This window comes from Methylocystis echinoides, from assembly GCF_040687965.1.
Taxonomy (GTDB): domain Bacteria; phylum Pseudomonadota; class Alphaproteobacteria; order Rhizobiales; family Beijerinckiaceae; genus Methylocystis; species Methylocystis echinoides_A.
In genome coordinates this window covers 1210192-1224465 of the sequence record NZ_CP156084.1, presented here as the reverse complement: position 1 = coordinate 1224465, position 14274 = coordinate 1210192, and the positions used below count along the sequence as shown (strand labels likewise).

Below are 14274 nucleotides of genomic sequence, written 5' to 3'. Positions count from 1 at the left end.
CGCCGCCTCAGGAGAGAGGCTTTCCAGCAACGTCGCAGAGCAAAGCCGCCAGTCGCGGCCCATAGGCCTGCAATGAATATTTTTCCATTACCTTCTCCCTGCCTCGCACCCCCATCTCTCTTATCAGACCGCTATCGGCTAGGAGGCGACGAAGAGACAAATCCCACTCGTCCTCTTGAGAGGCAAGAAAGCCGTTCAGACCGTGATCGACGATATCGGCGTTCACCCCGACCGGCGATGCGACGACAGGGATGCCGCAGGCCATATACTGAATCAGCTTATAACCGCATTTTCCTCTTGCCCATGGCTCGTCCGGGAGCGGCATAATCCCGACGTCCATTCCCTGAATCATCTCGACTTCTGCTTCCTCGGACCAGCCCAGGAACTCGAAATTGGGAGGAACCGTATCTTGGGGACCTGCGCCGATCACCCGAATTTTCAAATTCAACTCTTGAGACAGGCGGCTGAGCAAGGGAACAATCGGCAGAACAAAGCGCCAGGTCGATGGCGAACCGATCCATCCCACGACCAGCGGCCGCGCTGCAGTTGACGCTGGATTTTTTGGAAAATACACCGTCGTATCGACGACGGTTGGGATAATTTCCGCACGCCTGCAGAAGCGTTCGGCATAACTTGCGAGATAGGCGTTCCCGCAGACGCAAAGAGACGCGGCGTTCAATAAAGGCTGCAATTTCAGCCCAAGGAAGCGACGTACGACGGCGCGAGGATGTGAGTCATATTGATGAAAAATCGCATCGTCGAAATCATATACGATTGGCTTCCCGCTGAGCTCCGCAAGACGTTCGAAAAAGCCAGGCATATAAGGAAAGCATTCGTAATGCACCCAGATCAGGTCGAATTGACTTGCTCTCAACAAGAGCGCCGCCCGTGACAGATACGCCGTCACGATGGACAGGACCGGCGCCGACTGTCCCTGAAAGGTGCGTTCCAAATAATCGTTGGATAAAAGCGACGAATAAGACACCTCGATCCCGCTTCTCGAAAAATAGGGAACATATTGAAGAAGCCGCTGCCGAGTGCTGGCCGCCTTGTCTCCATATTTCATCAACGCCAACATCTTCATTCAGCCGGCCCGATCCCTTCAGCGTGCAATTTCATAGTAGACGGCGAGGGTTTGCTGAATAACGAACCGCTCGTCGAACTCGGCGAGCGCCTTTTCGCGCGCGGCCTGGCCTAAGCGCCGAGCAAGCGTCGGATTGTCCTGCAATTGTGCGATCGCTCGCGCGAGCGCCTGGGCGTCGCGGACCGGCACCAACAGACCATCCACTCCGTTCGTCACGACCTCGCGGCAGCCCGGAACATCCGTCGTGATCAAGGGGCGGGCGCACGCCGCACCCTCAATAAGGCTCTTTGGAAGCCCCTCGCGATAGCTGGGCAAGACAATCATGTCGGCCTCGGCGAGGAGCTTGGGCATGTCGGCGACATGCCCGAGCCATTCCACCAGTCCTTCGGCTTGCCAAGCAAGCAACGCTTCTTCGGGGATCGCCGCCGGGTTCCCGGGATCGGGAACGCCAGCGAGAACGAAGCGAAGCGGTCGGCCCTCCGCTTTCAAGATTCGCGCGGCTTCAACGAACTCGCCAATGCCCTTGTCCCACAACATTCGAGCGGCCAGAACCACGCGCAACGGCGCAGACGCATCAGAGTCGCCGCTCGGGGGGCGAAACCGCTGGCAATCGACGCCAGAACCACGCAAGAGGCGGATTTGCTCCAAACCGACAATGCCAGCTTTCTCGAATAGCTGCACATCGTCGGGGTTTTGCAAAATCAAGCGCGCTTTCGGTCCGCCAAACGCCACGCGCATCAAGAGCCGCAATGAAGGCCGAAGGACTCTCGCCTTAATGGAATTATTTACGAATACATAGCCCAGTCCCGCGACCGCATTGATCCGTCCTGCCTTGACCAGCCTCCCGATCAATGATGCGTAGACCGCGCATTTGATCGTAAACCCGTGCACGATATCGGGTTGCTCCTTCCGCATCAAACGCCAAAGCCAGGCCAGCAGAGCGAGCTCGCTTATTGGATTAAGGCTCCTGCGATCCATCGGAGCCTCTATCCATCGAAAACCGAGCGACTGAAGCTTCTCGCCATAAGGGCCGGGAGGGGAGACGAGAAGGATGTCGTGGCCGCTCTCGCGCAGCGCAGCCGCCAGCGATCGGCGGAAATTATAGAGATACCAGTCGGTGTTCGCGAAGAGGATAAGTTTCAAGGGATCGGCTCGACTGTCTCGGTTTATCCTGACGCTGCTGCTTTCAAAGCGCGTCCCCCGGAGCGCGTCGAGGCGCCCGGTCTGTGACCTCGAGATCAAAGCCACGTCTGATATGGAACGTAGCACTTCTCGAAGAGGGAAGATCTTAGCACCCACATGAGCAGGGTCAGCCCCAAGACCATGTGTGGCGCCATATACCACCATGTCGATCGCCTGCCGGTGACCATAAAGGGCAACCGCGCCAGAATGACGAGCTGTATCGCAGAGAGATAATATCCGAAGCGGTCCCCCGCGACAGAGGATAAAAAAGAAATCGGAAACACAGCGATCATTGCATATGAGAGGAGTTTGACCATCTTATAATCGGAAGGAAAAAGCTCCTTCCATTTGCGGTCGAACAGCCAAAGGAATGTGATGGCGCTTGCGGCGACCAGCGCGGTTCGGAAAGGCGCGCCGAAAGCCTCGGTGGCCGTCCCGATATAACGTCGCGCGTACATCTCGTAGAAGGTGCTGGTCATCAGGTAGTAAAGGCCGGGCAACGCGAGCAACGCGCCTAAAGCGATGCGCTTGCGGCTGAAGTCGCCGCGTATGAAGGGCGCGAGCAATAAGAAAGCGCCGGCGCTCGTGTGAAACGTCATGGCAATCGCCACGAATCCGACATACCAGCCAAGCCGCTTGTCAACAAATGCGTTGAACGCAAAACATAAAAATCCAAAGGCAAGCGATTGCCGCAGAGCCGACATGGCAAGGTTAAGAATGAGAATTGGAAATGCAAGGACCAAAAAGTTAAGAGGGTCAGGCTGTCTTCGAGCCAACGCGCCAAGTCCGACGAAAAACCCTGCGGAAGCTATAACGTTGATGTACGGGTATTCGAGTTCGAAATAATGTAAGAATTGATTGGCGGCAAAGAATGCAGGCTCGATCCCGCTCGAAAACAATTCGTTGCGGCGTGCGGAATTGAAAATGACGAGGTAGCCGCCCCAGTCACAGCCGACCCTATACCGAAACCCGACAAAAATGAATAGTCCAAATAAACAGGCGTAATATAAAATACCACGAAGATTTACGTTCTTTCTTGTCGATAACCCGCCGAATAACAGAGCTATATACGTAAGAAAATATGTCACGGACCGCGCCTGTTGAACATCGTCATGGTCTTGTCACTCGCGAAGTGCGCCGAGGATTGGACGTGTCGTTCTAAAGACTTCAGGTGCGTATTTCAATCTTGCTGCAGACCACTTTGTCTTGGACCGGTTTGCAGGGGGCGGGGCCAGCAATTCGGGCGTTCCAAGCCTTTCTAACTTGTTCGAAGGCGAAGGCGGCCATCTCTGGGAAGAACGGAGCGGCAACCGGTCAGGTCATCCGGCGCTTCGAGGGCGATGCTGGAGAAGCCAAGCTTGCATCATCAGAAGGGTCCAAAGCTGATGCCCGAGGTTATCCTTGCCAAGCTGGTGCGCGCGCCAAAGCGCCTCAGCCTTGTCTGGGTCGAAAAGACCGGTCGCCACGACCTGGTCACGCGACAAAAGGCTTCCGGCCCAATCACGCAGATTTTCACGCAGCCAACGGTCCAAGGGAATTGCAAAGCCCTGCTTTGGTCGTTCCAATAACTCTCGAGGCACATAGCGATAGAGAATGTCGCGAAGAATTCGTTTGCCGATGCGCCCATTGATCTTGGCGTCAAGTGGAAGTCGCCACGCGAGTTCCACCACGCGTCGATCCAAGAACGGGGCCCGCGTCTCTAACGACGCGCTCATCGCAGCGCGATCGACCTTTACCAAAATATCTCCCGGCAGATAGCTTATGCTATCCATTGCCATCATCCACTCTTCAGCGCCGAGCGCCTGATCGGCGCCATTGCTGAGACAAGTTCCCGCGGCCTCCTCGGACCCGCCCAGCATGATAGCGGCGGGGTCGACGAAGGTGCTCACAAGGTCCCGATAAAGACGCTTGGCGTCGGATGAATGGGAGATAGCTGCGCCGACGCGCGACAACTTATCGACCGTCGTAATCGGAAGTCCAAGATAGGAAGCGACGGCATAGGCGCTTGATTTCTCTCTCGTGCCGGCGAACTGCAATTTACCAAGCGCCGCGCCGGCCATCTTGCGGACAGGCTCAGGAAGCACAGATGTATATCGCAAGACGTTGGGCGCAAAAATATAGCGATTGTAGCCTCCGAACACCTCGTCTCCCCCGTCTCCCGTCAATGCGACGGTGACATGGCGACGACTTAGGCGAGACAATAGCGCTGTGGGGATTTGAGACGTATCAGCGAAAGGCTCGTCGTAAATGTTCGTGAGATCCGGCACGAGCGAGAGCGCGTCATCTTCCGTGACGATGAACTCCGTATGCTCGGTGCCAAGATGCTCGGCTACACGGCGGGCATAGCCAGACTCGTCGAAACGCTTGTCTTCAAACCCAACTGAGAAGGTTCGCACCTTGTTACGAGAGGTTCTCTGCATCAGCGCCGCAACAAGCGATGAGTCAATTCCTCCCGATAAGAAGCATCCTAGCGGAACGTCACTGAGCATTTGTGATCCGACGACATCCGTGAGGGTCGCCTCAACCATTTCGCAGAGATCGACATAGGGCTCCCGGCGTCGCTGCCGCACTCCGTCGAGGGCAACGTCTTCGAGAGACCAGTAGGGCCGGGGCTCGGCCGCATCAGACTCAGTTCCAATTGAGAACAAGTGGCCTGGTTGTAATTTACGGATCTGCCGGTAAATCGTGGCGGGTTCGGGGATGTAGGAGAACCGCAAATAGGCGGCGATGGCTTCCCGGTCGAGGCGATCGTCACAGCCCGGATACGCTAGGATCGCCTTGAGTTCGGAGCCGAAAAGAAGAGTTTGATTCGCCCACCCGTAATAAAGCGGCTTTTCACCAAGCCGATCTCGCACGAGCGTCAATCTACGGGCGGACCGATCCCAAAGTGCGAAGGCGAACATGCCGCAGGCGCTTTCGAGCGTCGCTTGCAAACCCCAGCACGCGATTGCGTTGACAAGCGTCTCCGTATCAGAATGTCCAAACCAGCCGGAGCGCTCCCGCTGGCTTTCCATTCGGCGCCTCAGTTCGAGGTGATTATATATCTCACCGTTGAGGACAATAACATAGCGTCCGGAGTGGTCTTCCATCGGCTGTGCGCCGGCCGGAGATAAATCGAGAATTGAAAGTCGCCGGTGGGCGAACGCAATTCCGGCGTCGTCGTCGCTCCAGAATCCATCGGCGTCCGGGCCGCGGTGTGCAATCGCATCGGCCATTGGCTGGAGTCGGGACCGGGCCGGGCCGCCAGCCTTCAAGGAACGCGGCCCTGCATTGAAGAAGCCAGCTATCCCGCACATTTGTTCTCGACCCTTAACATAATTAGCGCACACAACGGAGGGGCGTCCGCGATAGATTGTGACAGGCGCGTCGAAGCTGGCGTAAGGCAGAATTCCTGTCGAGGGCCGTTCGTCTTCCGGGAGCGCATCTTAGTTGCTTCTGTACTCGATCGCCCGCTTAATCGCCTCGGCATAGCTCGATACGGTCTTGTCGGTTGTCAAGTGCGCTAATCCAAAGTCTCGCGCTTGGTTTCGAATTGAAGTCCGCGCGGGAAGTACGTCGTTTACAAACCAATGTGCAACGGCTTGGAGTTCATCTTGCGACATCGTTGAGATCGTTCTCGCAAATGACGCGTTGGACAACCCGAATCGCATAGCATTTGCGGTACCGGCGGTGGCAAGACCACAAAGTAGATATTCACCTAGTTTGGTTGCTTGAAACGCTTGGTTGGCAAACGTGTCCTTATATAAGCAGATCCCGAGATCCGCGACCGCCAGATAGCCGGCCACTTCCCCAGACGTAAACGACTTGATGTTCAACGCCGGAATGAGATCCGGGTGCTGGCTTCTTACATAAGTCAAGACATCCTCCGGCGAGCCGCTCATGATCAGAAACCGCGCATTTGGCGTGAGCTGCAGAATGGCTCGAAAAAGTTGAAACATTTGCAACGGGCAATATTTCTCTCCAAAAGAACCGCTGTAAACGATTATTGGAGCGAGCGGATCTATCTCGAGTCTGCGACACGCCAACTCACGTTCCGCCGGAGCTGAAGGCTTGAATTTTGTTGGGTCTCGACCATTGACTGCGACTATGTATTTGTCTTGTCGTGGTTGCGCGTCATATGTCCTATAAATTTCGCAGGCGCGCTCAGTCCGGCCGATTACCGCCGCGGCGGCGCTTATGGCTGATCGCTCGTACCACTTTAGCATTCTGTAAGAAAGGGAGCTAGGCGACAGCTGGCCAGCATCGACCTTCTCGTCGATCGCCAAACCATCCGCGTCAAATAACATCGGCGCCCGCCCTGCAGATCGTCGCCAATCGGCGTGTAAGGTTGCGATCGCAGGCATAACGCTACGAGGTATAATGACGTCGAAATGGCGGTCCTTCCGTAATTGCAAAATCCTTTTTGAGCCCATTACGGCCGACAGATAGCTACCCAGGCCGCCGGCCGCTTTGGGCACGATCACCCTGTGATAGACCACCCCGCTTTCGTCGCAGACCTGCTCCTGGCGCTCGAGATATGCTTGAGGCCCCCATGTAAACTGCAAGACGTCAATTTCGATGTCATGAGCCCTGAGGCCCGCGAATATCGGTAGGAACAAGCCTTCCAGATAAGAGACTTGGGGCCCGTCCCATGTCACATACAAGGCTCGAACGGCCATGAAGGAAACCTGCCTCTTTTCAGTTTGCGCCCAACGTCGGACCTCTAATTAGCTCAAAGCTTCGAGCCTTGGACGCCACTGCCGCGGCGGCATGCATTATCGGGACGCAAACCGGACGCGGAGCCGTTCGGCGGCGACACTTTGGTAAAGTTCGTCGAATTCCCTAACATAGCGGTCGGCGCTAAAACTTGCGCGCGCCACTTGCAACCCCGCCTCGCCCATGGATTTCCGTAGGGCGGGATCGCCAATCAATACGAGCAGTTTATCGGCAAGTTCGTCTGGAGCCTTAGGCGAAACAAGAAATCCCGCTTCGGAGGTGACGACGCTTGGTATCCCGCTAACTCGGGTAGCTACGACAGGGAGGCGCGCAAACATGGCCTCCAGAAGGGCAACCGGCAGCCCCTCATAGGCCGATGCGAGTGCGAAAATATCCATAACTTCAAAAAATGGGCGCGTGTTGCCTTGATACCCAACGAAAAAGACATGTTCCGCTATTCCAAGTTCACCGGCTAAGGCGCAAAGCTTGGTTTTGTCAGGTCCATCCCCGACAATGAGCAGTTTGGATTTAGGTTCGAGAGCATGTACGCGCGCGAACGCCTTGATGAGGTCGCTGACCCGCTTATGCTCGTCGAACAATCGGCAGCAGCATCCAATTATGACGTCGTCCGGCTTGATATTGAGCAGCCCTCGCACCAATCGCATTTCCTCGGCGGTTGCTGCTGGGGGCTCCATCGCACAATTATTGATCAGCGTAACTCTGTTCTTCGGGATCTTAATGCCATGCACCAAATAATCCCGGACGCTTGGGGACACGGCGACCATTTGATGAGTAAGTGCAGCCAATGTCCTGTAAAGGAGATGCCCTCGCAAACGCCGACCCACGGGATCAGAGGTCTCTTCGCCAATGATTGCCGGCACCCGAGCCCACGTCCCTGTGATCGCAGCCGTTGCAACGCCTTCGTAAACTGCGCCGTGTATGATGTCTGGTTTGAATTCGCGAACGACGCGATGCGCTCGGGCATAGCGTTCGAAGTCGAAAATATTCGAAAAAACTCCTATTTCATGCACGGGGCAATCGGCGCGCGCGAATTCCGCAGGCAATGAGCCAATAGCCTGGGTGCAAATCAAGGCCTGCTCATAGCGATTCTTGTCGAGCTGTCGAGCTTTGATCAACTTCAACTGCTCGACGCCGCCAGAGCCGACGGTTTCTAGACAATGTAAAACTCTTAGCTTTCGCAACGGACGCGTTCCTTATTTCCCGCGGAGACGCGCGAGTAAAGCGCTTCGAGATCGCGGACGTATCGAGCTGGCTCGAAGCGCCCCTCAACCGTCTTGTGGGCTGCCTGGCCCATTTCGAAGAGTCTTTGGGGTCCAGCGTCCCATGCTTGGCGCAAGCCTTCGACGACGGCTTCCGTTGAGTTGTCCTCCAGAAGCCACCCTGACACATTCGTTTCAACCAGTTCAGGCGCGTTGCCGATACGCGGCACAACGACCGGCACGCCGCAGCCCATCGCCTCGACCAATGAAATGCTGCATCCTTCAGAGAACGAGGGCTGAACGTAAATGCTGCTGCGTCGCATAAACTCGGCAGGATCGGCTTGAAATCCATAAAGCTTGACTATTCCAGTAAGCCCGTTCTTCTCTATTTGTCGTTCAAGTTCGGGACGCAAACTGCCCTCGCCGATGATCCATACCTCCAAGGGGATGCCTTGTTCGATCAACTTTACTGCTGCGGGAATTAAAACCAAAGGATTCTTCACCGGCTCGAGGCGGCCGACAAAGCAAACCCGGAATTGGGCGTCTAATTCGGGGTTCCGCGTCATTCGCTGTCGGGGCAATCTCGTCGGGCAGTTGAGGCACACAAGCTTCGAGCGAGGAACCTCATTGTTGTTCTCTAGCCAAGCTGAGACGATTTCGGAGACACCAATAACGCGATGAGCAAGTCCGTAAACGAGACGAAACGTCAGTTTCGCTTTGGCGCCGTGCTCCGGCATGCCAATCTCTTCAGCAATTCGCACGGGGATATCTGCCAGCCATCCTGCAATTAGGCCATGAAAATTTGCTTCCGCTCCATGCGTATGGATAACAACCGGGCGATATTTCTTCAGTAGTTTAAACAAGCGCGTGAGCGCTCCAAAAGATGGGATGCGAACCGGTTGATTCAGGCAAACAACCTCAGCTCTGTTTTCCCTCAAACGTTCCGCGGTTTCGCCTCCGCCGCCAAGCGCCACAAAAACGTGATTCATCGACGCTGCGAGCAATTCCTCTGAAATCAATTCCATATGCTTTTCGACGCCGCCAAAGTGAAGCGACGTGACGACATGCATGACAGTTGGGCCGTTATCGATAATCGTATTACTCCCTATCGGATGCATATTATTCATCTATGACCCATGATGTGGACTTAGAACTCTCTGGCGCGGCGTCTTCGCCTCTCGTGATCTGTTCATAGGCGCCTTCTCGGAACAAGCGGCCATTCTTGAGCTCAAAGATCCGGTCGCAGTTGCGTAAAGTCGAGGTGCGATGAGCGACCATTAATACTGTCGTGTCCTCCCCAAGTGAGTTAATCGCCTCCATGACGGCTGATTCCGTCCCCTCGTCCAGCGCGCTCGTCGCTTCATCCAGGACCAAGACGTCGGCATTCTTGTAGAGCGCTCGGGCCAGACCGATGCGTTGACGCTGACCGCCTGAAAGTCGGACGCCTCTTTCGCCTACCTGCGTGTCATATTGAGCGGGCAGAGTTTCGATAAAATCGGCAAGCTGGGCTTTGTCCGCCGCCTCGCGTACGCGAGCTTGATCAATATCCGGAGCGTTGAGACCAAAAGCTATGTTTTCGGCGATGGTCGCATCGGTCAGGTAGATTGCTTGCGGCACATGCGCGATGCGGGCCTGCCATTCGCGGCGGTTATCGCGTGTAAGTAGTTTCCCGTCGATTTCGATCCGGCCCTTTGTCGGCTCCAAAAGGCCCATTATGAGATCGAGCACGGTGCTCTTGCCGCTGCCAGTCTTCCCGACGAAACCAACGCGCGAACCTCTTGGGATGTCGAGGCTCAGTCCGGCGACGACATCCGGAGCGTCTTCGCGGTAGCGGAAGCTCACATTGCAGAGTGCGACGCCTTGCTCCAACCTTGTGCGGCCAACCGGACAACGCCTTAAATATTCCTCTGGGATCGGAAGTTCGAGCATCGAAGTGACTTCCGCCAGTGCGGTCGAACTGCCGCTGAGGCCGGCCCAACCATAGTAGATCTGCTGCATCTGCGGAAATAGTTTTTGGGCGCCCATGGCCAGAGCCCCGAGCGCCGGTATCGCGGCGGACAATCCTCCCATGCGCAAGCTCAGCCAAAACGCAAGGAAAGCAATGAAGACCATACCCATCGATTCGATGAGGTATCTGGGCGAGCCGCCGACGAAGTTATTCGCGGCTTGCGCCCGGCGATAGGCTGAATCGAACTCCCAGAAACGTCTGACGTAAATATCTTGGGTCCCGTCGATAAGAACGTCCCTAATCGCGCCGAGCCCTTCTTGAACGGCCTGAACGCGACGCGTTTCGTTTTCTGCAATGGTCTTGCCGTTGGCCCTCAATGTGCGGCCGGTGACGCGCGTGACGAGAAGGTATAGAGCCGCAAACCCAAGGCCGGCGACTCCGGCGGTCACCGGATCGATGAGAATCAGCGCCGACAGGATAGCAATGGAAATAACCAACGCCATGGTGCTTTGAACTAAAGGATTGATGACGTCGAACGCCATGGTTTGCACTTTGTTCAAGCCGGCGATAATTTGACTGGTGTTTCGCGACACGTGAAAGCTGTAAGGCTGGTAAAGCGTGCGACGATACACTTCCATGCCGATGTCGGCGGCCACGCCAAAAATCCATTTGGCGCTGGCCCAGGCGACAAGCATTCTTATCGCCGCGGCGCTCAGCGCTACGACGGCGAACAGCATAATGGCGGGAAGAATTGTGTTGTCGCCCTTCCAGGCGACCACGCCCAGAAGCTTCTGCAGCAGCGGGAAGTTGGGGGCCAGGGTCGGATTCGCCAACAAGGCGAGAAAGGGCATTACGGCCCCTAAGGTGGCTAACTCGGCGATCGCTCCGATAATCATGGCGGCCAACAGCCATGCAGCCTGCCAACGTCGGCGTCTGGAAAGGTGCGAGAGCAAGCGCTTTAGGCCAACGATCATTGGCGGAGAGACTTCTGCAATCGGGGCGTTCGCAGTCAAGTTTTTCTGATCTCCTCTATTTCTGCTTCTGCATGGCCTCTGTATCGCCTAGAGCAAAGAATTCGCTCGGATGAGGCGACGGCGGCCTGTCGCCGCCGACAGCTTGATGGAGGGAAAAGCAGACTTGGGACGCTTTTAGAGACGCAGGTCGGACTCGTCAGGGCGAAGAATATATTTAAGGTCGTATAGCACGTGCCCGTCCTTGCCGAAGCTTCTGATCGTCGCGCCAAGGCGCCGGAACTGATCGTGCGCGACCGCCAGAACGATTGCGTCATAAGCGCCCGCCTGCGGATCAGCGACGAGCTTCAATCCGTATTCTCTCTGGGCCTCTTCGGGGTCTGCCCAAGGATCATGGATATCCACAATCGCATTGTAATCCACGAGTTCACGGATGATGTCGACGACGCGCGTGTTGCGCAGATCGGGGCAATTCTCTTTGAAGGTGAGGCCCATGACCAGGATACGCGCGCCCTCCACATGGATGCGCCGCTTGATGAGCGCCTTGACCAATTGGGAGGTGACATAAACGCCCATGCCGTCATTGAGGCGACGACCTGCGAGAATGATCTCGGGGTGATAGCCGATCGCCATGGCTTTGTGGGTGAGATAGTAAGGGTCGACCCCGATGCAATGGCCGCCGACAAGTCCGGGACGAAACGGCAGGAAATTCCATTTCGTGCCGGCGGCCTGCAACACCGCTTCCGTATCGATCCCCATTCGATTGAAGATGATCGCCAGCTCGTTGATTAATGCAATGTTGAGGTCGCGCTGTGTGTTCTCGATCACTTTGGCCGCTTCCGCGACCTTTATGCTGGACGCCTTATGCGTTCCAGCGACGATGATCTCGCCATAGAGCTTGTCCACGACGTCGGCGATTTCCTCGGTCGAGCCAGACGTAACTTTTTTAATCGTCGAGACACGGTGCAACTTGTCGCCGGGATTGATGCGTTCGGGACTGTAGCCGGCAAAGAAATCGACGTTGAATTTCAGTCCCGAGACAGCTTCCAGCACCGGCGCGCAGTCCTCTTCAGTGGCGCCGGGATAGACCGTGGATTCGTAGATGACGATGTCGCCCTTTTTCAGCACTTTCGCGACGGTCTGTGACGCCTTGATGAGCGGCGAGAGGTCCGGACGTTTGTGCTCGTCGATGGGCGTCGGCACCGTGACGATATATACGTTGCAGTCAGCGATCTCGGCGAGGTCGGCGGAGAATTGCAATCCCCGCGCCTCGCGCAGCTCTTCGTCGCTGACTTCCAGAGTGCTGTCGTGGCCGGCTTTGAGGGCCTCAATGCGCGCTGAGTTGATATCGTAGCCTACGACTGATCGCTTTTTTCCGAATTCCACAGCCAAAGGCAGGCCAACGTAGCCAAGACCGATCACCGCCAACCGCAAGTCCTTTAAAGAATACAATGACGCTCCCTCCGGGCCTATTTCCCATAGTAGTCGCGATACCACTGGACGAACTTGTGAACGCCGTCACGAAAATCCGTCTGAGGCATATAACCAGTCAATTGCTGGAGCAATGAGGCGTCCGCCCATGTGGCTGGCACGTCGCCCATCTGCATTGGCAGATAGTTGCGGGTCGCCTTTTGGCCGAGCTCCCGTTCGATCGCCTCGATGAAATCGAGAAGCCGCACCTTGGTCGAATTGCCGATGTTCACAATGCGAAATGGGGCGACGGGGCTGAGCGAGTCGCCCACGTGGTCTGCGGCGCCTGCAGGGCGCGGCGGGACAGCGTCGATGAGGAGGCGGATGCTTCGCACCAGATCGTCGACATAGGTGAAGTCGCGATACATGTCGCCGCCGTTGTAGACGTCTATCGGCCGGCCTTCGATGATGGCCTCGACGAACTTGAAGAGCGCCATATCCGGGCGCCCCCAGGGGCCATAGACGGTGAAAAAGCGAAACATTGTGGTGGGCAGGCCCCACAAATGCGCATAAGCGTGAGCCAAGGACTCATTGGCCTTTTTTGTCGCGGCGTAAACCGTCAGCTGAGTGTCGGCTTTGTCGGTCTCGGTAAAGGGCATATGCTCGTTCGCGCCATAGACGGAAGAGGTCGACGCCATCAGCAAGTGGCCCACCTGCAGTCTGCGAGCAGCCTCCAACACGTTGAACGCGCCAACGACATTGCTGTCGATGTAAGCGCGTGGATTTTCGAGGCTGTAACGCACGCCTGCTTGAGCTGCGAGGTGAACGACCGCGTCGGGAGAATACCTCTCAATGGCGCCCCAGAGCGCGTCATTATCTTCAAGCATCGCCTCGGTGCAGGAAAATTCCGGATGCTCCAGTAACATATGGTGACGCCGCCGCTTGAGGGCGACGTCGTAGTAGTCGGTCATGCCGTCATAACCGCATACGCTGAACCCTTCCGAGAGAAGAAGCCTAGCGAGATGAAAGCCGATGAAGCCCGCCGTTCCGGTGATAAACACGCGCCGCATGTGTAAGTATGGCCTTCCTCTTGATGCGGTCGCTTTGTCCACGCTACCGCCGTCAGGGTGAAGCGCGCCGCTTTCCCCTGCCTTTTTCTGTGGGGCCTCCCGCGGACGGGCGGCGTGCGTTACGCCGCGTCGAGAGCGGATCGGTCGACATAGGCGGACACTTTGCCGCCCATGATGTCGAGCAAGACTTTCACCCGGCCGTTTGCGTCGAGTCGCTCAAGGCAACCGATCGCATTGGCGAACGGTCCGGAGAGAAGGCGAACGGATCGCCCTTCCTCGAGATCAAGATCGAAACGCGTCACGCCGCCGGCGCCAGTACGATCGATAAGCTGTTCAACGACGCCGGCCGGAACCGGCTCCGGCCGCTCCAACGCCATGATCAGCGAGGCGACGCCAATCGTGCTATTGACCGCGCGCCAACGATCTCTGTCCAAATCTAGAATAACAAATAAATAACCGGGAAAAACGGGGCTGAGAACGCTACGCAGTTTTCGCGCGTGGCGCACGGTTTTTGGCAGAAGCGGCAAGAACGTCTGGAATCCTTGCCGACGAAGATTGTTCATCGCTTTGACTTCCTGCCGCGGCAGCGAGCGAGCGACATACCATCGTTCGGATGCAGCAAGTGGGGAGGACAGGGCGCTCTGCCCTTCGCTTAGGGGCTCGGACGAGCCGCGACCGCCTTTCACCTAGGACT

General features: G+C 56.4%; 11 protein-coding genes. All 11 read right to left on the bottom strand.

The genetic code is table 11. The annotated features are described in order from the left end of the window. Positions 1–7: 7 nt before the first annotated feature. The 11 genes from RVU70_RS05865 to RVU70_RS05815 all read right to left on the bottom strand — a co-directional run bounded on the left by RVU70_RS05865 (position 8) and on the right by RVU70_RS05815 (position 14266). Complete coding sequence (locus RVU70_RS05865) at positions 8–1084, bottom strand: glycosyltransferase family 4 protein (RefSeq protein ID WP_363350146.1); 1077 nt, start codon at positions 1082–1084, stop codon at positions 8–10. A gap of 18 nt (positions 1085–1102) precedes the next feature. Then, positions 1103–2383, bottom strand: coding sequence for a glycosyltransferase family 4 protein (locus RVU70_RS05860; RefSeq protein WP_363350145.1), 1281 nt, complete (start codon positions 2381–2383; stop codon positions 1103–1105). Next, the gene (locus RVU70_RS05855; RefSeq protein WP_363350144.1) at positions 2323–3354 is read right to left on the bottom strand and encodes an EpsG family protein; all 1032 of its coding nucleotides are present in this window, start codon (positions 3352–3354) and stop codon (positions 2323–2325) included. The genes RVU70_RS05860 and RVU70_RS05855 overlap by 61 nt, the downstream gene beginning before the upstream one ends. Before the next feature lie 231 nt (positions 3355–3585). Further along, on the bottom strand, positions 3586–5562 hold the full coding sequence (gene asnB, locus RVU70_RS05850) for an asparagine synthase (glutamine-hydrolyzing) (protein WP_363350143.1): 1977 nt from the start codon (positions 5560–5562) through the stop codon (positions 3586–3588). A 129-nt stretch (positions 5563–5691) separates the two neighbouring features. Further along, positions 5692–6924, bottom strand: coding sequence for a glycosyltransferase (locus tag RVU70_RS05845; protein ID WP_363350142.1), 1233 nt, complete (start codon positions 6922–6924; stop codon positions 5692–5694). A 96-nt stretch (positions 6925–7020) separates the two neighbouring features. Next, complete coding sequence (locus RVU70_RS05840; protein WP_363350141.1) at positions 7021–8163, bottom strand: glycosyltransferase; 1143 nt, start codon at positions 8161–8163, stop codon at positions 7021–7023. After that, positions 8151–9299: a glycosyltransferase gene (locus RVU70_RS05835; protein ID WP_363350140.1), complete on the bottom strand. Its 1149-nt coding sequence runs from the start codon at positions 9297–9299 to the stop codon at positions 8151–8153. The genes RVU70_RS05840 and RVU70_RS05835 overlap by 13 nt, the downstream gene beginning before the upstream one ends. Before the next feature lies 1 nt (position 9300). Then, a complete protein-coding gene (locus RVU70_RS05830) occupies positions 9301–11025 on the bottom strand; it encodes an ABC transporter ATP-binding protein (protein ID WP_363351239.1) in 1725 nt (574 codons plus the stop codon). 252 nt (positions 11026–11277) lie between these two features. Then, on the bottom strand, positions 11278–12552 hold the full coding sequence (gene tviB, locus RVU70_RS05825; RefSeq protein ID WP_363350139.1) for a Vi polysaccharide biosynthesis UDP-N-acetylglucosamine C-6 dehydrogenase TviB: 1275 nt from the start codon (positions 12550–12552) through the stop codon (positions 11278–11280). A gap of 17 nt (positions 12553–12569) precedes the next feature. After that, positions 12570–13580, bottom strand: a complete 1011-nt coding sequence (locus tag RVU70_RS05820) for an NAD-dependent epimerase/dehydratase family protein (RefSeq protein WP_363350138.1) — start codon at positions 13578–13580, stop codon at positions 12570–12572. Positions 13581–13699: 119 nt separating this feature from the next. Then, positions 13700–14266, bottom strand: a complete 567-nt coding sequence (locus tag RVU70_RS05815) for a transcriptional activator RfaH (protein ID WP_363350137.1) — start codon at positions 14264–14266, stop codon at positions 13700–13702. Positions 14267–14274 lie beyond the last annotated feature (8 nt).